We start from the raw sequence: 22076 nt of genomic DNA, 5'->3' as shown, positions 1-22076 counted from the left end.
ATCAGGTGCGAAGCCGGAAAAGCCCACGCTTTTCCGGCTTCGTTGCGTCAGGCCTCGGCCGACGACAGTGCTTCCAGCACCGCCGAGCCGTAACGTTCGAGCTTGGTGGCGCCGACGCCGCTGATGGTGGCGAGCGCATCGAGGTCGGTCGGTTCCGCCAACGCGATCTGGCGCAACGTGGCGTCGTGGAAGATCACGTAGGCCGGGACATTCTGTTCGCGCGCCACGCTCGCGCGCCACGCACGCAGCGCATCGAACCGCACCGTCGCTTCGTCATCCATCGCCGCCGTGCCCTGCGACGCGCGCGCTTCGCGGCGCGCCTTCGGCAGGCGCTCGGCTTCGGCGCGCAGGGTGAGGGTGCGTTCGCCTTTCAACAGCGCCGCGCTTTCCGACGTGAGCCGCAATGCGCCATGCCCTTCGACATCCACCTGCAGCCAGCCGCCCGCGACGAGTTGCCGCATCACGCTGCGCCATTGCTTCGCATCGAGGTCCTTGCCGACGCCGTAGGTGCTCAGGCGTTCGTGCCCGAACTGCTGGATCTTCTGTGTCTCCGCGCCGCGCAGCACATCGATCACGTGCGCGGCGCCGAACCGCTGCCCCGTGCGATACACGCACGACAAGGCCTTCTGCGCCGCCACCGTGCCGTCCCAGCTTTGCGGCGGTGAGATGCAGTTGTCGCAGCGTCCGCACGCGCCGGGATGCGATTCCCCGAAGTAGCCCAGCAGCGACTGGCGCCGGCAGCTGGTGGATTCGCAGAAGCCGATCAACGCGTCGAGCTTGCGACGTTCCAGGCGCTTGCGATCCTCGCCCGAGTCGCCCTCTTCGATCATGCGTTGCAGCAGCACCGCATCGCCGAGCCCGTACGACATCCACGCATCGGCCGGATCGCCGTCGCGCCCCGCGCGGCCGGTCTCCTGGTAATAGCCTTCCATGGACTTGGGCAGGTCCAGGTGCGCGACGAAGCGCACGTCCGGCTTGTCGATGCCCATGCCGAAGGCGATGGTGGCGCACATCACGATGCCGTCTTCGCGCAGGAACCGGCGCTGGTGTTCGGCGCGCACCTGCGAATCGAGCCCCGCGTGATACGGCAAGGCAACGATACCTTTCTCTGACAACGCCTCCGCCGTCTGTTCCACCTTGCGTCGCGACAGGCAATACACGATGCCGGACTGGCCGCGCCGGGAGGACAGGAACTCCAGCAGCTGTCGCCGCGCCTCCTGCTTGGCGACGACGGTATAGGTGATGTTGCGCCGGTCGAAGGAACTGACGAATTCCTGCGCTTCCTCCAGCTTCAGCCGCTCGACGATCTCGCGCCGCGTGGGCGCATCGGCCGTGGCGGTGAGCGCGATGCGCGGCACGTCCGGCCAGCGCTCGTGCAGCAGCGTGAGCTGGCGATATTCCGGGCGGAAGTCGTGGCCCCACTGCGAGACGCAATGCGCTTCGTCGATGGCGAACAGCGCCAGGCGCGCCTGGTCCATCAGCGACAGGAAGCGCGGCGTCAGCAGGCGCTCCGGCGCGACGTACAGCAGGTCGAGTTCGCCGGCCGAGAACGCACGCTCCACCGCGAGCGCGGCGCCGGCATCGAGCGAGGAATTGAGGAACGCCGCGCGCACGCCGAGCTGGCGCAGCGCCTCCACCTGGTCCTGCATCAGCGCGATCAGGGGCGACACCACGATCGCGGTGCCTTCGCGCAGCAGCGCCGGCAGCTGGTAGCACAGCGACTTGCCGCCGCCGGTGGGCATGAGGACGAGCGCGTCGCCGCCACCGGCGACGTGCGCGACGATCTCGCCCTGCGCGCCGCGGAAGGCGTCGTAACCGAAAACGTGGCGGAGGGTGTCGAGTGCGGCCTGCATGCCGCACAGGTTACGCGAGACCGGCGCCGTCCCGGGCGGAACGACGCCGGCAAATCAGCGGATCATTGCAGCAGCGAGCGCAGCATCCACGCATTCTTCTCGTGCACCTTCAGGCGCGAGGTCAGCATGTCCACCGTCGGGTCGTCGCCGGCCTTGTCGGCGATTTCCAGGCTCTTGCGCGCGGTGCGGCTGACGGCTTCGTTGCCCAGCGTGAGCTGGCGGACCATTTCGCGCCAGTCGGTGTGTTCCACCGTGGTGTCGTCCTTGATGGTGCTCAGGCGCTGGAAATCCTTGTACGAGGCCGGCACGTTGTAGCCCAGCGCGCGGATGCGCTCGGCGATCTCGTCCAGCGCGATCCACTGCTCGTTGTACTGGGTCTCGAACATCAGGTGCAGGCTGTTGAACATCTTGCCGGTGATGTTCCAGTGGAAGTTGTGCGTCTTCAGGTACAGCGTGAAGGCGTCGGCCAGCACCTGCATCAGGGATTCGGAAATGGCCTTGCGATCGTCGGCGTTGATGCCGATGTCGATGTCGGGGGCGTTGGCACCCAGGTTCGGATCCTCGGACAGGGATTTCTCGGACTTGCCCATGCGCATGCGCTCCAGGTGGGGGGTTGCGATCACAATAGTGGGGCGGCGGCGACTCGGGAAATCGATTGTCGCTGCCGCAGTGATTGATGGCGGCTATCAACAGGCAGTGTATGGAATCGAGTGCAAAGACCGCGTCAGGGCGGGCCCGCAACGCCATCGAGGGCGCGCTCTCGAAGGACCGCGGCCGCCTGCTCGGCCTCTGGCAGCGCTGGAACGCGAAGCCGGAAGACGAGGCTTTGCGCGATGCCTTCGCCCAGGCGCTGCAGCGCTCGGTCACCGTGCGCGAGGCCCGCGCGGCCGCCTTGCCGAAGGCCGGGGTGGCACCGGACCTGCCGATCGCGGCGGAAGCCGAACGCATCGTCGAACTGATCCGCAAGCACCCGGTGGTGGTGATCGCGGGCGAAACCGGCTCGGGCAAGACCACGCAGATCCCGAAGCTGTGCCTGGCCGCGGGCCGCGGCGCCGCCGGGATGATCGGCTGCACGCAGCCGCGCCGCATCGCCGCGCGCGCGGTGGCGCGACGCGTCGCCGAGGAATTGCAGGTGCCGGTGGGCGGGGCCGTGGGGTTCCAGGTGCGCTTCACCGACCACGTGTCGGAGCAGACCGCGATCAAGTTCATGACCGACGGCATCCTGCTGGCGGAAATCCAGTCCGATCGCTGGCTGTCGGCGTACGACACGATCATCGTGGACGAAGCGCACGAGCGCAGCCTCAACATCGATTTCCTGCTGGGGTACCTGAAGCAGCTGCTCGAACGCCGGCGCGATCTCAAGGTCATCGTGACCTCGGCGACCATCGACACCGCGCGCTTCGCGGCGCACTTCAACGATGCGCCGGTGGTGAGCGTGGAAGGGCGCGGGTATCCGGTGGAAGTGCGCTATCGCCCGCTGGAAGGCGAAGGCGACGAGGCAGGCGATCGCACCACGCTCGACGGCATCGTCGCGGCCTTCGACGAAATCGCGCGCGAACGCCCGATGGGCGACACGCTGATCTTCCTGCCGGGCGAGCGTGAAATCCGCGACGCGCACCAGGCGCTGGAACGCCGCAAGTATCGCCACACCGAAATCCTGCCGCTGTATGCGCGCCTGTCCGCGCGCGACCAGGACCGCGTGTTCAATCCCGGCCCGCAGCGGCGCATCGTGCTCGCGACCAACGTGGCGGAAACCTCGTTGACCGTGCCGCGCATCCACGCGGTGGTCGATCCGGGCCTGGCGCGCGTGAAGCGCTACAGCCCGCGGCAGAAACTCGATCGCCTGCACATCGAACCGATCAGCCAGGCCAGTGCCGACCAGCGCAAGGGGCGGTGCGGGCGCATCGCGCCGGGCACGTGCTATCGCCTGTATTCGGAACCGGATTTCGAATCGCGCGCGCGCTTCACCGATCCGGAAATCCGCCGCGCCGCGCTCGCGGGCGTGATCCTGCGGATGCTGTCGCTGGGCCTGGGCGGCATCGAAGACTTCCCGTTCCTCGAACCGCCCGATCCGCGCGCGGTGGCGGATGGCTGGCAGCAGCTGCATGAACTTGGTGCGGTGGAAGAGGGCGGCTCCAACGAAGCACGCCAGGCGCGCAAGCTCACCGCGATCGGCCGCACGATGGCGCGGATGCCGGTGGACGTGAAGCTGGCGCGCATGCTGGTGGCGGCGAAGGACATCGGCTGCCTGCGCGAGATGCTCGTCATCGCCGCGTTCCTCGGCATCCAGGATCCGCGCGAGCGTCCGTCGGACCAGCGCGGCGCGGCCGACACGGCGCATGCGCTGTTCGCCGATCCGAAGTCGGAATTCGTCGGCATCCTCAAGCTGTGGGACGCCTACCGCGTCGCGCACGAAGACCTCACGCAGTCGAAGCTGCGCGCGTGGGCCGAGAAACACTTCCTCGGCTTCCTGCGCCTGCGCGAATGGCGCGAACTGCATCGCCAGCTGAAACTGCTGTGCGACGAACTGGGCTGGCAGCAGAACGACACGGACGCGCATTACGCGGATTTGCACCGCGCGTTGATGACGGGCTTGCCGACGCAACTCGGCAACCGCGGCGATCGCGGGCTGTACGACGGGCCGCGCGGGCGCAAGTTCCAGTTGTTCCCGGGCTCGCCGCTGGCGAAGAAGCCACCGCCGTGGGTGTTGTCCGCAACGCTCCTCGATACCGAGCGCGTGTGGTCGCTCACCAACGCCGCGATCGAACCCGAATGGGCGATCGACGCGCTGCCGCACCTGCTTGCCCGGCGCCAGCACGATCCGCGCTGGGCGCGTTCGCAGGGGCGCGTGGTCGGCAGCGAACAGATTTCCCTGTTTGGCCTGGTGCTCGCGCCCAAGCGCCCGATCCATTACGGCGCGCTGTTCCCGGAAGAAGCGCGGCAGATCTTCGTGCGCGATGCGTTGCTGACGGGCGAGATCAACACGCGCAGTGCGTTCCTGCCGCGCAACCTGGCCACGCTGGCGAAGGCGAAGGAAGAAGAAGCCAAGCAGCGCCGCGCAGGTCTGGTGGTCGACGAGGAGTGGCAGGCGCAGTGGTACCTCGATCGCCTGCCGCCGCACGTGCACAACGCGCAGGCGCTGGATGCTTGGTACGGGCGGTTGTCGAAGGAGGCGAAGCTCGCGCTCGACTGGTCGCTCGCCGACCTGATGGTCGGCGACCAGAGCGACGCGATGCGGTTCCCGCCGTGGCTTGCGCTGGGCGATGCGCGGCTGGCGGTGCGGTATCGCTTCGAACCGGGCGCGCCGGACGACGGCATGACGATCGTGGTGCCGCTGCATTTGTTGAATGCGCTGGATCCGGCGCGCTTGTCGTGGCTGGCGCCCGGGTTCATCGCCGACAAGGCCGCGGCGCTCATCAAGTCGTTGCCGAAGGCATTGCGGCGCAACTTCGTGCCGGCGCCGGATTTCGCGCGCGCGTTCGCGGAGGCGTTCCCGGAACCGACGGCGGACAGCATCGAAGGCGCGCTTGCGCGCTTCCTGCACAAGCTGACGGGCGTGGCGGTGGCGACGACCGATTTCGCACCGGAAACGGTGGAGGCGCATTTCCACGCGAACCTGCGACTGCTCGATGCGGGGACCCGGGACCGGGGACCAGGGACCGGGGGTGAAGCGCGGGTGCTTGCGGAGACGCGCGACCTTTCGGAATTGCGCGAACGATTCAGTGCGCGCGCAGAAGCGGCGTTTGCGGCGCGTGCCTCCGAAGGCATGGCGGCGCAGGGGCTGGTCGTGTTTCCCGAGCGCGCGATTCCCGTCTCCGTGCCGGGCGCGGGCGGCGTGCCTGCGTATCCCGCGCTCGAGGATCGCGGCGACAGCGTTGCGCTGCACGTGCACGCCAATCGCGAGGAAGCCGCGCGGCGCCATCCCGAAGGCGTGCGGCGCTTGCTGCACCTCGCGCTCGCCGATCGCTTGAAGCAGGCGCGCAAGCAGTTGCCCGTCCAGCCGAAGACCGCGTTGTTGTATGCGGCCATCGAATCCGCCGCGCCGCGCACGATGGCGGGCAACGACAGCGACCGCCTGCGCGCGGACCTGGTCGATGGGGCATTCGCCGCCCTGTCCGCGCAGGGGCTGGAGGACATCCGCGACGCGGACGCCTTCGCGCACCGCCGCGATGCGATTGCCAAGGGCCTGTTCCCCGAAGCGATGGCGCGCCTGCAGCAGGCGCAGGCGATCCTCGGGCTGGTGGCCGACGTGCGCGCGGGCCTGGACCCGAAGCTGGTCGGCTGGGCCTCGGGCAACCTGGACGACATGCGGGCGCAGCTCGCGCAGTTGGTGCCGCCGGGCTTCCTGCGCGACGTGCCCGCCACCGCGCTCGCCGATTACCCGCGTTACCTGCGCGCACTGGTGCTGCGCAGCGAACGCGCCCTGCGCGACCCGGGCAAGGACCAGGCCCGGATGCTGGAGCTCAAGCCCTTCGCCGATGCGGTGGCGTCGGCGGCCGCCAATGACCTGCTGGGCGAACCGGACTGGCAGGCGTTGCGCTGGGACCTGGAGGAACTGCGCGTGTCGCTGTTCGCGCAGGAACTGGGCGCGCGGGCGGGGGTGTCGCCGAAGCGGCTGGCGCAGCGCTTGCGAGATCTCGGGACCGGGGACCGGGGACCGGGGACCAGGAAGAGCCAACGCTCTTGATCTTCCCGGTCCCTGGTCCCCGGTCCCTGGTCCCGGCCTTTACCTCTTTCGCGCTAGTGTGACCTCACCACCGGACCTGCTGCTTGAACGCCCCCTCGCCCCTCGCCCCCGCCTTCGACTTCCCGGCGCTGCTTTCGCAGGCGCCCGCGAACGCGATCGCGCCGGCGTTGCGCGACGCGATGCTGCGCACGCCGGGCGATCCCTTCGTCGGCGCGCCGGATGCGCCCGCGGTGCTGATCGACACGCTGGCCTCGCTCGCGCGCCTCGGCGCGGATGGCGAAGTGACCGCCGCGGCGATCCTGCATGCGTTGCCCGCGGTGCAGGCGCCCTTGCGCGCGACGATCGATCGAGAATATCCGAACATCGCCGCGCTGCTGGAAGGCCAGCGTGCCGCCGCGCAAGTGTGGGCGCTGCACGCCGAACAACGCGGCATCGGCAACAGTGAAGGCCTGCGTCGTTTGCTGCTCGCGATCGTGCGCGACCTGCGCGTGGTGCTGGTGTTGCTGTCGCGGCACCTCGCGCGGTTGCGCCTGGCGTCCGCGCTGCCCGAAGACCAGCGCCGCGCGCTCGCGCAACTCACGCGCGACATCCACGCGCCGCTCGCCAACCGCCTCGGCATCTGGCAGTTGAAGTGGGAATTGGAAGACCTCGCGTTCCGTTACCTCGAACCTGCGACGTACCAGCAGATCGCGCGCCTGCTCGACGACAAGCGCAGCGGGCGCGAGCGTTTCGTCGAAGACGTGAAGACGCAGTTGCGCGACGCGCTGGCTGCGCAGGGCATCCGCGGCGACGTGGCCGGGCGCCCGAAGCACATCTACAGCATCTGGAAGAAGATGCAGAAGAAGAACGTGCCGATCGGCGAGCTGTACGACCTGCGCGCGGTGCGCGTGCTGGTCGACGACGTGCCGGCCTGCTACGCGGTGCTCGGCGTCGTGCACGCGTTGTGGCTGCCGGTGCCCGCGGAGTTCGACGACTACATCGCACGCCCCAAGCGCAATGACTACCGCTCGCTGCACACCGCGGTGATCGGGCCGGAAGGCAAGACGCTCGAAGTGCAGATCCGCACGCACGAGATGCATGCGCAGGCCGAGCTCGGCGTCGCCGCGCACTGGAAGTACAAGGAAGGCCGCGGCCACGCCAGCAAGACGGCGGACGCGGCGATGGAAAAACGCATCGCGTGGATGCGCCAGCTGCTGGAGAGCGAAGAAGGCGGGATGCTGCGCGAGCTCGACAGCGAGCTGGCCGAAGACCGCATCTACGTGCTCACGCCGCGCGGTGAAGTCATCGACTTGCCGCAGGGTGCCACGCCGCTCGATTTCGCCTACCACGTGCACACCGAAGTCGGGCATCGGTGCCGCGGCGCGAAGATCGACGGGCGCATCGTGCCGCTCGACCACGTGCTGCGCAGCGGCGATCGCATCGAGATCCTCACGGCGAAAGTCGGCGAACCGCGGCGCGACTGGCTGGTCGCGTCCAACAAGTTCCTGGCCAGCCCGCGCTCGCGCGAAAAGGTGCGCAGCTGGTTCCACAAGCTCGACCGCGCGCGCAACCTCACCGCCGGCCGCGACCTGCTGGAACGCGAACTCAAGCGCCTCGGCCTTGCGAAGGCCGACCTGTCGCCGGTGTTCGCGAAGTTCAACGTCAGCACCGAGGACGACCTCGTCGTGCTGGTGGCGTTGGGCGACGTCGGGCCGCACCAGGTCGGTCGCGCGCTGCTGGAATACGAGCGCGCGCAGTCCGAACCCGAACCGATCGCCTCGCCGGTGGTCTCGCGCGCACCGTCGAAGAAGCAGCGGTCCGACTTCACCATCCAGGGCGTCGGCAACCTGCTCGCGCAACCGGCGCGCTGCTGCCAGCCGTTGCCGGGCGAACCCATCGTCGGTTACCTCACGCGCGGCAAGGGCGTGTCGGTGCATCGCGCCGGATGCGCGACGTACACGCGCCTGGCCGCCGCGCAACCGCAGCGCGCGATACCGGTGGAGTGGGGCGGGGCGCACGGCGGGCACGATGTCGACGTGCAACTGCTCGCGCTGGATCGCAAGTGGCTGCTCAAGGACGTCACCAACCTGATCGCGCAGGAAAACGCGCACGTCTCCGGCATCCACAGCGACCCGGAACGCGGCACCGGCCGCGTGCGCCTGGGCCTGCGCCTGCGGGTGGAGGACTACGGCCAGTTGTCGTCGCTGCTGGGCAAGCTCGCCGCGGTGCCGGGCGTGGAGGATGCGCGGCGTGCGACCTGAGCCTCGCGGCGGCCTCGTGGCCCGCATGTTCGGCAATTTGCGGATCGTCGAATGGATGCGGCGCTGGCCGCCTGCGCTCCGGCGGCGTGCGGCCTGGGTGGTGGTCGTGGTGTTCGCGCTCATCGCGGTGGCGATCGCGTTGCGCAATCCGATCGCCGACCGCGTGTATCCCGAAGCACGCGCGCAGCAGTTGCGCGACGACGCCGAACGCGCGCTGCGCCAGGGCCGGTTGACGTCGCCCGATGGCACCGGTGCCCGCGAACTGTATGCGGCCGCATTGGCGCTGGATCCGGATCGCGACGAAGCGCGCGTCGGCCTGCGCAAGGTGGGCAGCGCCGCGATCGGACGTGCGCGCACCGCCACGGACGCGAAACGGTTCGAAGAAGCGCACGCCGCGTTGCAACTGGCGCGCGAGTTGTCGATGCCCGCCGCGGAAGTCGACGCCATCGCCGAACGCCTGCGTGCACGCGAAGCCGATGTCACGGGCATCGACACGCTGCTCGAGCAGGCGAATGCTGCGCGCGAAGCCGGGCACCTCGACGGTGCGCCCGATGCGGCCTTGCCGCTCTACCAGCGCATCCTGCAGTTGCAGCCCGATCTCAATGCTGCGCTCGAGGGTCGCGAAGACGCATTGTCGGACTTGCTCGTGCAGGCGCAGGCGCAGTTGTCGGCCGGCAAGCTGGCCGAAGCCGCGGCGATCGTCGAACGCGTGCGCGGTTACGACGCCGGCCACGTGGGCCTGCCCGATGCGCAGGCCGCGCTCTCGCAAGCCGGTGAGCGCGCACGCGCAACCGGTGCGCGATCGCTGCGCGCGCACCAGCTCGATGCCGCGCAGGCCGCGTATGCGAATGCCCTCGCGCTGGATCCGCAGGACACCGCCGCGCGCGACGGCTTGCAGGACGTCGCGCTGGCGTGGGCGGCGCGCAGCGAACACCAGGCCTCCGATTTCCGCTTCGACGACGCCGAACACAGCCTCGCGCGGGCGCGCACGCTCGCACCCGACAGCCCTGCGATCGCCAACGCCGAACGCCACCTCGCGCAGAGCCGCACGTTGCAGAAGCGGCTGCCGGTCGCGAAGGTCACGCCGCGTCGCGCGGCGGAAGTGAAGCGCCTGATCGCGGAAGCCGCCGCGGCGGAAACCCGCGGCGACCTGCTCGCACCCCCCGGCGACAGCGCGTACGACCACCTGCGCCATGCGCGTGCCCTGGCGCCGAACGATGCCAACGTGCAGCGCGCACTCGCGCGCCTGTTGCCCGCCGCGCAACGCTGCTTCGACGATGCGCTGCGCGCCAATCGCCTCGCCCGCGCGCAGGCGTGCCTGGATGCGCGCGAACAATTGGGGGACAAGGCGACGCCGCTCGCGCAGGCGCGCACGCGACTCGCGGCGCGCTGGATCGCGGTCGGCGAAGAACGCCTCGGCGCCGGTGAAGTCGAATCCGCGCAACGCGCGGTCGATGCCGCGCGCACGCTCGATCCCGACGTGGAAGGCCTGGCGGATTTCGCCGCCCGCACGCGCGCGGCGGGCGCGCGCCGCTAGGCGTCCTGGCGCAGCAGCACGCGGCGCACGACGTCGCGCCCCGCATCGAGCGAGAAGTGCGCGGCCACGTTGCGCAGGCCGGCATCGCGCAAGCGCTCCCACAAGGCTTCGTCTTCATGCAGGCGCACGATCGCCTCGGCGAACGCCTCGGGTGCATCGGCCACCAGCACGTCGTCGCCATCGCGCAGGTGCATGCCTTCGACCGCGCACGACGTGGCCACCACCGGTTGCCCGTGCGCCATGCTCAGGTTGACCTTGCCCTTCACGCCCGCGCCATAACGCAGCGGCGCGAGCGCGATGCGCGCGCCGTCCATGTACGGATCGATGTCCGGCAGGTGGCCGTGCACGTGCACGCCGTCGATCGCGTCGAGCACGCGGATCTCGTCCGGCACGTGGCCGCCGATGCAGTGGAACCGCACATCGGGCAGGCGCGCACGCACGCGGGGAAACACGGATTCGACGAACCAGCGCACCGCGTCCACGTTCGGCGGATGGCGGAAGCCGCCGACGAACACGAGGTCGTGGCGTTGCGCGAACGGCAGGCCGGGGCCGGCGAGCTGGTGCAGGTTCGAGAGGATGTCGACGCGCGCCCCCGGGGCATCGGTGGCCAGCAGCGTGCGTTCGACGTCACTGACGACGAGCGTGGCGTCGCTGCGCGCGATCAGGTCCAGTTCGCGCGTGCGCGTGCGATCGGCGGCGCGCAACGCGACCTGGTCGCCCGCGACTTCCGCGCCGCGGCGTTCGCGCAGGTAGTGCAGGTCCACCGTGTCGAACACGACGCGCGCCTGCGGCGCGTGCTGGCGCGCCAGCGGCAGGAATTCGGACGCGACGTAGTGCCGGCACAGCACGATCGTGTCGAAGCGCGCCCCGTGTTCGCGGAACCACGCCGGCGCGCGTGCCGCGAACGGCGCATGCCAGCACTCCACGCCCATCGCTTGCAGCGCGTGCGTTGCGGCCCCGTCGTCGCGGCGGTTGGCCGGCAGGAAGACCACGTGCGCGCCTTCTTCGCGCAGCAGGCGCATCAGGTTCACGAGGCGCAGCGAGCCGGAGTCGTGGTCCGGATGCGGCGTGAGCGCATCGACGATCAGCACCTGCCGTTGCCGCGCATGCACGACGGCGGGCGAGGGCACCGTGCCCGGCGCCGGGTGCGTCGCCAATGTCTCGCGCCAGCGTTCGAGGAAACGCCCCTGGTTGCGCACCTGCGCGGCCTTCGGGCCCGCGTTGAGATCGGTGCCGGCCGTGCCGCCTTCGTCGTGCACGACCACCGAATCCGGCTGGTACACCACGCGCAAGCCCCGCGCGCGCACCGCGAACGCGAGGTCGGTGTCTTCGTAATACGCGGGCGCATACGTGGCAGAGAACCCGCCGAGGTCGGCGAACAAGGCGCGCGGCAGCGCGATCGCCGCGCCGCTCACGTAGTCGCAATCGCGCAGGTAGGCGTAGCGACAATCCTCCGGCGCGGCGAAACGCCCGTAATTCCACGCGCTGCCGTCGGAGAAGACCACGCCGCCGGCTTCCTGCAGGCGATCGTCCGGGTAACGCAGTTGCGCGCCGACGAGGCCGACGTTCGGCTCCGTGTCGAATGTGCGCAGCAATGCATCGAGCCAGCCCGGCTGCGGGATGGTGTCGTTGTTGAGGAACACGACGACCTCGCCGCGCGACAGCGATGCGCCGTCGTTGCACGCGGCGATGAACCCGCCGTTCGCCGCGCGGCGGTGGAACCGCAGGCCGGCCACGCGGGGCAGGGCCTCCGGCGTCTCGTCCGACGAACCATCGTCGACCACGATCACCTCCGCCAGCGCCGCCGGCGGATGCGCCGCCAGCGCGCGCAGGCACGCCAGGGTGCGCGCGAACTGCCCGTACACGGGAATCACGATGCTGGCGCGCGGCGCGTCGGCGGCCAGCGTGGCCGGCAGCGCGAAGGGCGTGAAGGGCGCGTCGGCCGGGCGCCACGGCGGCGTGCGCGGCGCGGCGGTGCTGCGTTCGAAGACGTCGCGGACGCGGGCCCACGTGGCGCGCCAGCCGCGGGCACGCAGGCTCGCCCAGCCGCGGCGGAGCAGGCCGGTCGCGCGATGGAACAGGAAGCGCGCATCGGCCAGGGGCATCGACATGCGAACGGAACTCCGGCTGACTGGTGGGGATGCGCGCGCCCTGCGTGGCGTCCTGCCTGCCGGGGACGCTGCGCTAGACTCGCGCCTCCATTGTCGCATCGCAGTGCCCCGAACCCTTCGCGGCGCGCGGCCGAGAACCCTCCGGATCATGCCCAAGCAGCCCCCGCGGATCGAGTACGACGAAGACGACGACCGCGATGACGCCGCCCCGCCGGGGTGGCGACGACGCGTCATCACGTGGGGCCTGGCGGCCGTGGCCCTCGGGCTCGGCTTCCTGGTCCCGTACACCCTGTATCTCAACCACCAGGTCGGCGAGCGCTTCGGCCAGTTGCAATGGCAGTTGCCCACGCGGGTGTACGCGCGCCCGCTGGTGCTGCGCCCCGGCGCGGCGATGGATGCGCAGACGCTCAAGACCGAACTCGACGCGGCTTCCTACCGCGACGACGGCGCCGGCGTGCGCCCCGGCACCTACGCCCGCAAGGGCGGCCGCTGGCTGATCGCCAGCCGCGGGTATTTCGACGTCGACGGGCAAGTCGCGCCGCGGCGCATCGAAGTGGTGCTGTCCGGTTCGCGCGTGGCCACCGTGCGCGATCCGGCGCGCAAGCAGGGCCTGAAGCAGGCGCGCCTGGATCCGGCGCGCATCGCCACGCTGTACGGGCAGCAGCAGGAAGAACGCCGCCTGGTGCGCATCGAGGAAGTCCCCGAGTTGCTGGTCACCGGCCTGCAGGCCGTCGAGGACCGCGACTTCAACAGCCACCACGGCCTGGACCTCAGCGGCATCCTGCGCGCGGCGTGGGTGAACATGCGTTCGGGCGAAGCCAAGCAGGGCGCGAGCACGCTCACGCAGCAGCTCGCGCGCAGCGGCTTGCTCGGGATCGGCAAGGAACAGACCCTGCGGCGCAAGTTCAAGGAAATGCTGTATGCGTTGCTGATCGAAGCGCGCTACGACAAGCGCACGATCCTGGAGGCATACTTCAACCAGGTGTACCTCGGCCAGCAGGGCTCGCAGGCGATCCACGGCGTGGCCGCGGCGTCGGAGTTCTGGTTCGGCCGCGACCTGCGCGACCTCAGCACCGAACAGATCGCCCTGATGATCGGCATCGTGCGCGGCCCGTCGTACTACGACCCGCGCCGCCATCCGGAACGTGCGCTGCAGCGTCGCAACTTCGCGCTCGGCAAGATGCACGAGTCCGGCCTGATCAACGACCAGGAATACGCGCGCGCGATGGGCGCACCGCTGGGCGTGAGCGCCACGCCGCTCAACATCGCCAATCGTTTCCCGTCCTACGTGGACCTCGTGCGCCGCCAGCTCGCGCGCGACTATCCCGCCGATGCGCTGCAGGGCGCGGGCCTGATCGTGCTCAGCGCGATGTCGCCGTCGGCGCAGGCCTACGCCGAAGGCGCGGTGACGCGCACGCTGAAGTCGGTGGAAAGCAAGCGCCGCCCGCCGCTGCAGGCAGGCCTGGTGGTCACCGACGTGCACAACGGCGACGTCGCCGCGGTGGTCGGCAGCCGCAGCTTCCAGGAACACGGCTTCAACCGCGCGGTGGAAGCGCAGCGCCCGGTGGGGTCGTTGCTCAAGCCGTTCGTGTACCTGCTCGCGCTCGCGCAGCCCGCCAAGTATTCGCTGGCCACGTACGTCGACGACGGCCCGGTCACGGTGTCGCTGGGGCAGGGCAAGCGCTGGACGCCCGGCAACAGCGATGGCCGCAGCCATGGCTCGGTGCGCCTGATCGATGCGCTCGCGCAGTCGTACAACCAGGCCACCGTGCGCATCGGCATGCAGGTGGATCCGCGTCGCCTCGGTGCGTTGATCAAGACGCTCGCGGGCATCGAGGCCGATCCCAATCCCGCGCTGATCCTGGGCTCGGTGGACCAGAGCCCGTATGCGATGGCGCAGCTGTACCAGTTCCTCGCCTCGGGCGGACAGATCCAGCCGTTGCACGCGGTGCGCGGCGTGCTCGATGCGAAGGGCAAGGCGCTCAACCGCTACGACACCATCCCGCCGCCGGCGCAGGAAGGCGACGCGATCGCCGCGCGCCTGATCGGCACGGCGATGCAGCACACCGTCACCTCGGGCACCGCGCATCAATTGGTCGGCGACGGCCTCGGCCGCCTGCAGGCCGCGGGCAAGACGGGCACCAGCAACGACAGCCGCGACAGCTGGTTCGCCGGTTACACGGGCGACTACCTGGCGGTGGTGTGGGTGGGCAACGACCAGAACCAGCCGACAGGCCTGTACGGCGCGACGGGCGCGATGCGCGTTTGGTCCGGCATCTTCTCGCGCCTGCCGAGCAAGCCGCTCGAGATCGGCGACAAGGGCCTGAACTGGACGTGGGTGATCGGCGGCAACGCGACCGATCCGGATTGCCCGGGCGCGCGCCGCTTCGCATTCGTCGCCGGCTTCCAGCCGCCGTATGCGCCGTGCCAGATCCAGGCGCCGCCGCAGGAAGAAAGTGGTGGCTGGCGCGACTGGTTCGGGTTCGGCAAGGACAACGACCAGCAACAACCGCAACCGCCGCCGCAGCCGCAACAGCAGCAGGCGCCGCCGCAGGACAACGGGCAATGACAGTGGCAGTGCGTGGCTTCGCGATCGCGTGCGTGCTGGCCGTGCTGTCAGCATGTGCCACGCCTGCGCCGCCGCAACCGCCGGCCGCGCCGCCGGTGAACGTGGAAGCGATGGTCGCGCAGATCCGCTTCGCCGCCGGCGCGCCGGAACCGCGCGAGGAACTGGCGATCCAGCCCCTGCGCGATCCGGTCGTCGAAAGCGAACGCGCGCAGGCCCGCACCGCCGAAACCGAACATCGCTACGCCGATGCCGTGGCCGCGCTCGATCGCGCGCTGGTCGCCGTCGATGACGATCCGTCGTTGCTGCAGGATCGCGCGGAAGCAGCACTCCTCGTGCGCGATTTCGACGGCGCCGAAAAATTCGCCGAACGCGCCTACGCCGTCGGCGCGCAGGTCGGCCCGCTGTGCCGCCGCCACTGGGCCACGATCCTCGCCGTGCGCAAGCTGCACGACGACGCGGCCGGCACCACCATCGCCGAACAGGGCTTCGCCGCCTGCAAGGTCACCGCGCCGCCGCGCTACTGACGATGTCGGACCTGGTCGCCTCCGCGCGCGATGCGCTGGCCGAAGGCGGCGCGCTCGCCGATGCCATTCCCGGCTTCACGCCGCGCGACGCGCAGCAGCGCCTCGCGATGGCGGTGGCCGACGCGTTCGACAAGCGCAGCACGTTGCTCGCCGAAGCCGGCACGGGCACCGGCAAGACTTTCGCGTACCTCGTGCCCGCGTTGTTGTCGGGGCTGAAGACGATCGTCTCCACCGGCACGCGCGCGCTGCAGGACCAGCTGTACCTGCGCGACCTGCCGCGCGTGCGCGATGCGCTGGGCATCGGCATCACGACGGCGTTGCTGAAGGGTCGCGCCAATTACCTGTGCAAGCACCGCCTCGAACGCGCGAAGGGCGAGCCGCGTTTCGCCAATCGCGAACAGATCGCGCAGTTCCAGCGCATCGTCGCGTGGAGCGGGCGCACGCGCTTCGGCGACATGGCGGAGATCGAGGCGCTACCCGAGGATTCGCCGCTGCTGCCGATGGTGACGAGCACGGCGGAGAACTGCCTCGGCAGTGAATGCCCGTTCTGGTCGGAGTGTTTCGTCGTGCAGGCGCGCTCGCGCGCGCAGTCGGCGGATGTCGTGGTCGTCAACCATCACCTGCTGCTCGCGGACCTGGCGCTCAAGCAGGAAGGCTTCGGCGAAATCCTGCCGGGCGCGCAGGCGTTCGTGGTCGACGAAGCGCACCAGTTGCCGGATCTCGCCGCGCAATTCTTCGGCGAAGGCCTGGGCGCACGCCCGCTGGTGGAACTGGCGCGCGACGCGATCGGCGAATGCAAGGACGTCGGCAGTGCGCTGGGCGCCGTGCAGGGTCCGGCGATGCAGGTGGAACACGCCACGCGCGTGTTGCGCGCCGCGATGGACGTGTTGCCGACGCGCGGCACGCGCGGGCGTGCGCTGCACGAAATCCCGGTGCGCGATGCGTGCGAACAGTTGCTCGACGCCGTGCAGGATTTCGTCGAAACGCTCGTCCCGCTGCGCGAAGCATCGCCGGGCTTCGAGAGTTGCCATGCGCGCGCGGTGGAATTCGGGGCGCGGCTGCGGCGCTGGATCGAAGGACCGGAAGCGCGCGATTTCGCCGAGGCCGTGGAAGGCGACGAAGACCTCGCGCCGCAGCACGATGGCGACGTGTGTTGGTACGAACTCTCGCCGCGCGGTTTCCGCTTCCAGCGCACGCCGCTCGATGTGTCGGGTCCGCTGCGCGAGCATCGCGAGCGTTCGCATGCGGCGTGGGTGTTCACGTCGGCGACGCTGTCGGTGGCGGGCGCGTTCGACCACGTGCGCGAACGCCTCGGCCTCGAAAACCCCGAGATGCTGCTCGAACCCAGTCCCTTCGACTGGCCGAAGCAGGCCCTGTGCTATCTCCCGCCGCACATGCCGGAACCGATGTCGCGGGACTACGGCCGCGCCGTGGTCGATGCGCTGACGCCGGTACTGGAAGCGTCCGCCGGCCGCGCATTCGTGTTGTTCGCCTCGCACCGCGCCTTGCGCGAAGCGGCCGAAGCGATGCGCGATGGTCCCTGGCCGTTGTTCGTGCAGGGCGAAGCGCCGCGGCACGTGCTGCTGCAGCGCTTCCGCGAATCCGGCAACGGCGTGTTGCTGGGCGCGGCGAGTTTCCGCGAAGGCGTGGATGTCGCGGGCGATGCGCTGAGCGTGGTGGTGATCGACAAGCTGCCGTTCGCCGCACCGGACGATCCGGTCTTCGAAGCGCGGCTGGATTCGATCCGCCGCGCCGGCGGCAATCCCTTCCGCGACGAACAGTTGCCGCAGGCCGTGATCGCGCTGAAGCAGGGCGTCGGCCGGCTCATCCGCAGCGAGACCGACCGCGGCGTGCTGGTGCTGTGCGACCCGCGCCTGGTCGGCAAGAGCTACGGCCGCACGTTCTTCGAATCCCTGCCGCCATTCGCGCGGACGCGGGACGTGGCGGACGTGGCCGCGTTCTTTGCGGCAGAATCCACGCACATCCCCGTCGAGGAGCCTGTCCATGACTGATCGTCCCCGCCGCGTGCACGGCATTGGCGGCGTGTTCTTCAAGGCCGACGATCCCGACGCCTTGTCCGCCTGGTACGCGAAGCACCTCGACGTCGGCGGCGAAGGCTGGGGCGGCCACATCTTCAGGTGGAAGCGCGACGACACCGGCGCGCCGGCCCAGACCGTGTGGTCGCCGTTCAAGGCGAGCACCGAGTATTTCCAGCCCAGCGACAAGCCCTACATGGTGAACCTGCGCGTCGACGACCTCGACGCCACGCTCGCCGCGCTGCGCGCCGAAGGCTGCAACGTGCTCGACCGTTACGACGCGAGCGAGCAGGGCAAGTTCGGTTACGTGCTCGATCCGGAAGGCGGGCTCGTCGAGTTGTGGGAACCGGCGCCCGAAGACGGCGCATGAAACTGCTGGCGTTCGAGCTTGCGACCGAAGCGTGTTCGGTGGCGCTGTGGGTCGACGGCGACGTGCGCGAGCGCTTCGAGATCGCGCCGCGCCGCCACGCCGAACTCGCATTGCCGTGGGCGGAAGCGGTACTGGCGGATGCCGGCATCGCGAAGTCGCAGCTCGATGCGATCGCCGTGGGCCGCGGCCCGGGTGCCTTCACCGGCGTGCGCCTGGCGATCGCGATCGCGCAGGGCATCGCGCTGGCGCTGGATCGTCCGATCGTGCCCGTGTCCACGCTCGCCGCGCTGGCATTGCGGGCGAACGCGCGTGACGTGCTCGCCGCGATCGATGCGCGGATGGGCGAGGTGTATGTCGGTGCGTTCCGTTGCGAGGGCGGCGATGCGCGCCTGGTGGATCACGAACGCGTCGCGAAACCGGACGGCGTGGTGTTGCCGGACGGCACGTGGATCGGCAGCGGCACGGGCTTCGGCGCGGTCGATGGTGTGTTGCCGCGCACGCTCGGCGATCGCCTGCAGGCGTTCGATGCGACGGCGTTGCCGCATGCGGCGGATGTCGCGCGACTCGCGGTACATGCGTTCGAACGCGGCGAAGCGGTTGCGCCGGAGCGCGCGGAACCTGCGTATTTGCGCGACAACGTCGCGCTCACCCTCGTCGAACAACAGGCTGCACGCGCCGCGCGCCAGCCTTGATCGCGCTTACCGGTCGATCAGCTCGCCGCCCGGCGTGAATTGCCACGTCCGCACCACGTGCAGGATGTCGACGTTTTCTTCCGTCTTCGGCAGCGGCGCGAACGGTTCGCTCAATTTCACGATGCGCAGCGCGGCCGCGTCGAGCATCGGCGTGTGGCTGGACTGGATGATGTCGGCGCGTTCGATGCTGCCGTCGCGGCGCACCGCCACGCTGATCACGAGCAAGCCGCCGATGCGGCGACGACGCGCCTCGTCCGGATAGTTGAGGTTGCCCACGCGCTCGACGCGATCCACCCAGCCGCGGAGGTACGCGGCGTACGCGTATTCCTTGGTGCTGGCCGAGACGAACTTGCGCTTCGGGCGCTTGGCGTAACGCTCGCTGCGCAAATGGATCTCCGCGGCCAGGCGCGCCATCTCCATGTCGCGTTCGACTTTCTGCCGGCCCTGCGGATACGGGATGTCGGTGGGCGTCGGCGTTTCCTGCGCTTGCGGTGCGCGCGTGTCGCTGCGCACCGCGGTGATGACGCGCGCTTCCGGCGGCGGCTGCGGCGCGGGCGACTGGCGGCGCAACGGTTGCGCGGCGACGCCGGGTTCCGGCTGCGGCGCGATGCCGGTCTGCGCATCGGTGGGCCGCGCGCTCTTGTCGTGTTCGCCGCCGCCCTGGTTGTTGGCCTGCGCCAGGAAATCGGCTTGCTTCGGCGTGAGCGGCGTCTGTGTCTGCGTGAGAATCACGTCGAGCGTGGGCAGCACGGGCGCAGCGTCGTCCAGCGCGAAGCCCACGCCGAGCACGAGCAATCCGTGCAGGAGGAGCGAAAACACGACGGTCGCGCTGAGGCGTTCGTTGTCGCCGATGCGCGGCGCGGGCGGGGGTGCGGCGACGGCGGACATCAGGCGCGGGCGATGTCCTGGTCGCGCGCGGCCACGCGCGCTTCGATGGCATCGAACAGCAGGCCGGCGATGTTGAGCCCGAACTGCGCGTCGAGCTCGCGGATGCAGGTGGGGCTGGTGACGTTGACCTCGGTGAGGTAGTCGCCGATCACGTCCAGGCCCACGAACACCATGCCGCGGCGGCGCATCTCCGGGCCCACCTGCTGGGCGATCCAGCGGTCGCGTTCGCTCAGGGGGCGGCCTTCGCCGCGCCCGCCGGCCGCGAGGTTGCCGCGGAATTCGTCGCCCTGCGGGATGCGCGCCAGGCAATAGTCCACCGGCACGCCGTCCACGAGCAGGATGCGCTTGTCGCCTTCGGAGATCTCCGGGACGTAGCGCTGCGCGATGGCCAGGTGGCGGCCGCCGGCGGTGATGGTTTCCAGGATCACGTTGACGTTGGCCTCGCCGGCGTCCACGCGGAAGATCGAGCGCCCGCCCATGCCGTCCAGCGGCTTGACCACGGCGCGGCCCTGCTCGGCGACGAAGGCCTTCAGGGCGGTGGCGTCGCGGGACACCAGGGTCTCGGGGCAGCACTGCGGGAATTCGAGCGAGCCCAGCTTCTCGTTGAGGTCGCGCAGGCCCTGCGGATCGTTGACGACCAGGGCCCCGGCGCGCTGCGCCAGCGTGAGCACCTGGGTGTCGTTGAGGAAATCGGTGTCGACCGGCGGGTCCTTCCGCATCAGCACGACATGCTGCGGACCCAGCTCAATCTGTGACGCAGTTCCCAGTTTGTAGTGGTTTCCGGCCTCGTCGCGCACTTCGAGCGGCGCCACGCGCGCCCCGGCGACGCCGCCGCGCACCGACAAACCACCGGGCACCACGTACAGCAGGCGGTGCCCGCGGCGCTGCGCCTCGAGCAACATCGCGAAGGTGGAGTCCTTGGCGATCTTGATCGACCCGATCGGGTCCATCACCACGACGACATCAAGCATGGGGGTGCGCGCTGGGCAAGGTGCGCGGGATGTTAGCAGGCACGCATGCCCCGACCTGCGGACGCTGGCACGCAATTCGCACGCGTGAATGCGTTGCCTCCGAATAACTCTGCAATTCTCGCTTGACAGCGTTCGTCCGGACTGGGATATAAGACGTCCGCAACGGCGCCGGGGGAGTCATGAGCGCCGTTCGAATCGAAGGGGATCACGTGATGCAGGAAGACGGTCGGCCGACCAACCTCAGTGGCTTGAGGGTGATGGTCATCGACGACTCGAAGACGATCCGACGTACCGCCGAGACATTGCTCAAGCGCGAAGGCGCCGAGGTGGTGACGGCGACCGACGGCTTCGAGGCGCTCGCCAAAATCGCCGACAACCAGCCACAGATCATCTTCGTCGACATCATGATGCCGCGCCTGGATGGCTATCAGACGTGTGCATTGATCAAGAACAACCAGATGTTCAAATCCACGCCCGTGATCATGCTGTCCTCCAAGGACGGCCTGTTCGACAAGGCGAGGGGTCGAATCGTCGGCTCCGAGCAGTACCTGACCAAGCCTTTCACTCGGGAAGAACTGCTCGACGCCATCCGCAAGCACGTCAACGCCTGACCGGGGGGTAGGGCGACACCATGGCAAGAATCCTGCTGATCGAGGACTCGCCGACCGATACGGCGGTCCTTACGCAGTTGCTTGAACGCAACGGACACCAGGTGCTGGCATCGCCCAGCGCCGAGGACGGCATTGCCGTCTGCAAACGCGAAATGCCCGACCTCGTGCTGATGGACGTGATCCTGCCCGGCATGAACGGGTTCCAGGCCACGCGCGCGCTGTCCAAGGACGCCGCGACCAGCGCCATCCCGGTGCTGATCGTGAGCACCAAGGGCATGGAAACGGACAAGGCGTGGGGACTTCGGCAGGGAGCCAAGGACTACATCGTGAAGCCGCCGCATGAGGCCAGCCTCATCGCGCGGATCAACGAACTGCTGGGGGCCTGACCTCATGGGCATGCACACGGACACGATGACGTCCCGCGCCGCCGGGTCGCGCGCCACGCCGTACGAGGTCATCGCGGACTACGAGCGTCGCAGCCTGTCGCACGTCGTCGGCCTGCCGGAGCAGATGGAAGCCCCGGGCCTGTGGCGCGGCGTCGGCTATCGCATCGGCGCGCACCGCCTGGCCTCGGGCTTCGACGAAGTGGTGGAAATCCTGCCGCTCCCGCCGGTCACCCCGGTGCCGGGGGCGCAGCCGTGGATGCTCGGCGTGGCCAACATCCGCGGCAGCCTGCTGCCCATCGTGGACCTCAAGCAGTTCCTCGAAGGCGAGCGCACGGTCATCCATGAAGGCCAGCGCGTGCTGATCGTCCGCCAGGCTGGCGGCGATGTCGCGGTCACCATCGACGAACTCTATGGACAGCGTTCCTTCGTCGAAGCGCAGAAGATCGAAACCGACGGCCTGGCCGAAGGCCGCTACTCGCATTTCATCGACCGGGCCTACCGCCTGGGCGACCACCCCTGGGGCGTCTTCAGCCTGTCGTTGCTGGCGCGCACCCCCGAATTCAGACAAGCCGCGGCCTGAGCCGCACCGCAGATCAGAGGT

16 protein-coding genes are annotated in these 22076 nt (G+C 69.6%); 11 read left to right on the top strand and 5 right to left on the bottom strand.

Features of this window, described 5'->3' with window-relative positions; all coding sequences use genetic code 11:
- Nucleotides 1–47: 47 nt before the first annotated feature.
- Both recQ and LYSCAS_RS03275 read right to left on the bottom strand, forming a co-directional pair.
- Nucleotides 48–1853 (bottom strand): DNA helicase RecQ, encoded by a 1806-nt coding sequence (gene recQ, locus LYSCAS_RS03280; RefSeq protein ID WP_213435629.1) that lies wholly within the window; start codon nucleotides 1851–1853, stop codon nucleotides 48–50.
- A gap of 62 nt (nucleotides 1854–1915) precedes the next feature.
- A complete protein-coding gene (locus LYSCAS_RS03275) occupies nucleotides 1916–2443 on the bottom strand; it encodes a Dps family protein (RefSeq protein ID WP_213435627.1) in 528 nt (175 codons plus the stop codon).
- 110 nt (nucleotides 2444–2553) lie between these two features.
- Here LYSCAS_RS03275 and hrpA point away from each other — a divergent pair, with 110 nt between their 5' ends.
- The 3 genes from hrpA to LYSCAS_RS03260 all read left to right on the top strand — a co-directional run bounded on the left by hrpA (nucleotide 2554) and on the right by LYSCAS_RS03260 (nucleotide 10317).
- Nucleotides 2554–6540 (top strand): ATP-dependent RNA helicase HrpA, encoded by a 3987-nt coding sequence (hrpA, locus tag LYSCAS_RS03270; protein ID WP_213435625.1) that lies wholly within the window; start codon nucleotides 2554–2556, stop codon nucleotides 6538–6540.
- Nucleotides 6541–6719: 179 nt separating this feature from the next.
- Entirely contained in the window at nucleotides 6720–8780 is a 2061-nt protein-coding gene (locus LYSCAS_RS03265) for a RelA/SpoT family protein (RefSeq protein ID WP_213437546.1), read from the top strand.
- A complete protein-coding gene (locus LYSCAS_RS03260) occupies nucleotides 8770–10317 on the top strand; it encodes a hypothetical protein (protein ID WP_213435623.1) in 1548 nt (515 codons plus the stop codon). Before LYSCAS_RS03265 ends, LYSCAS_RS03260 begins: the two co-directional genes overlap by 11 nt.
- On the opposite strand, the gene LYSCAS_RS03255 is transcribed toward LYSCAS_RS03260, so the two are convergent.
- Nucleotides 10314–12428 (bottom strand): glycosyltransferase, encoded by a 2115-nt coding sequence (locus LYSCAS_RS03255; protein WP_213435621.1) that lies wholly within the window; start codon nucleotides 12426–12428, stop codon nucleotides 10314–10316. The two genes, LYSCAS_RS03260 and LYSCAS_RS03255, sit on opposite strands and share 4 nt — an antisense overlap.
- Before the next feature lie 148 nt (nucleotides 12429–12576).
- Here LYSCAS_RS03255 and mrcB point away from each other — a divergent pair, with 148 nt between their 5' ends.
- Genes mrcB through tsaB form a run of 5 tightly spaced genes read left to right on the top strand, consistent with a single transcriptional unit; the run spans nucleotide 12577 to nucleotide 18619 of the window.
- Nucleotides 12577–14997: a penicillin-binding protein 1B gene (gene mrcB / locus LYSCAS_RS03250; protein WP_213435619.1), complete on the top strand. Its 2421-nt coding sequence runs from the start codon at nucleotides 12577–12579 to the stop codon at nucleotides 14995–14997.
- The gene (locus tag LYSCAS_RS03245; RefSeq protein ID WP_213435617.1) at nucleotides 14994–15521 is read left to right on the top strand and encodes a hypothetical protein; all 528 of its coding nucleotides are present in this window, start codon (nucleotides 14994–14996) and stop codon (nucleotides 15519–15521) included. Before mrcB ends, LYSCAS_RS03245 begins: the two co-directional genes overlap by 4 nt.
- 2 nt (nucleotides 15522–15523) lie before the next feature.
- Nucleotides 15524–17533, top strand: a complete 2010-nt coding sequence (locus LYSCAS_RS03240; protein WP_213435615.1) for an ATP-dependent DNA helicase — start codon at nucleotides 15524–15526, stop codon at nucleotides 17531–17533.
- The gene (locus tag LYSCAS_RS03235) at nucleotides 17526–17927 is read left to right on the top strand and encodes a VOC family protein (protein WP_213435613.1); all 402 of its coding nucleotides are present in this window, start codon (nucleotides 17526–17528) and stop codon (nucleotides 17925–17927) included. The genes LYSCAS_RS03240 and LYSCAS_RS03235 overlap by 8 nt, the downstream gene beginning before the upstream one ends.
- Complete coding sequence (gene tsaB / locus LYSCAS_RS03230; RefSeq protein ID WP_213435611.1) at nucleotides 17924–18619, top strand: tRNA (adenosine(37)-N6)-threonylcarbamoyltransferase complex dimerization subunit type 1 TsaB; 696 nt, start codon at nucleotides 17924–17926, stop codon at nucleotides 18617–18619. The genes LYSCAS_RS03235 and tsaB overlap by 4 nt, the downstream gene beginning before the upstream one ends.
- Nucleotides 18620–18625: 6 nt before the next feature.
- Here tsaB and LYSCAS_RS03225 read toward each other — a convergent pair whose 3' ends face one another.
- Nucleotides 18626–19507: an energy transducer TonB gene (locus tag LYSCAS_RS03225; protein WP_213435609.1), complete on the bottom strand. Its 882-nt coding sequence runs from the start codon at nucleotides 19505–19507 to the stop codon at nucleotides 18626–18628.
- A complete protein-coding gene (gene gshB, locus LYSCAS_RS03220) occupies nucleotides 19507–20478 on the bottom strand; it encodes a glutathione synthase (protein ID WP_213435607.1) in 972 nt (323 codons plus the stop codon). The genes LYSCAS_RS03225 and gshB overlap by 1 nt, the downstream gene beginning before the upstream one ends.
- Before the next feature lie 212 nt (nucleotides 20479–20690).
- Here gshB and pilG point away from each other — a divergent pair, with 212 nt between their 5' ends.
- Genes pilG through LYSCAS_RS03205 form a run of 3 tightly spaced genes read left to right on the top strand, consistent with a single transcriptional unit; the run spans nucleotide 20691 to nucleotide 22055 of the window.
- Nucleotides 20691–21089: a response regulator gene (gene pilG / locus LYSCAS_RS03215; RefSeq protein ID WP_213437544.1), complete on the top strand. Its 399-nt coding sequence runs from the start codon at nucleotides 20691–20693 to the stop codon at nucleotides 21087–21089.
- A gap of 20 nt (nucleotides 21090–21109) precedes the next feature.
- Nucleotides 21110–21475, top strand: coding sequence for a response regulator transcription factor (locus tag LYSCAS_RS03210; RefSeq protein ID WP_213435605.1), 366 nt, complete (start codon nucleotides 21110–21112; stop codon nucleotides 21473–21475).
- A gap of 25 nt (nucleotides 21476–21500) precedes the next feature.
- A complete protein-coding gene (locus LYSCAS_RS03205; RefSeq protein ID WP_213437543.1) occupies nucleotides 21501–22055 on the top strand; it encodes a chemotaxis protein CheW in 555 nt (184 codons plus the stop codon).
- Nucleotides 22056–22076 lie beyond the last annotated feature (21 nt).

This window comes from Noviluteimonas caseinilytica (assembly GCF_018406605.1).
In the GTDB taxonomy this organism is placed as follows: domain Bacteria; phylum Pseudomonadota; class Gammaproteobacteria; order Xanthomonadales; family Xanthomonadaceae; genus Noviluteimonas; species Noviluteimonas caseinilytica.
Note: the sequence above shows the minus strand (reverse complement) of the source record. Positions and strands in the feature narration are given on the sequence as shown.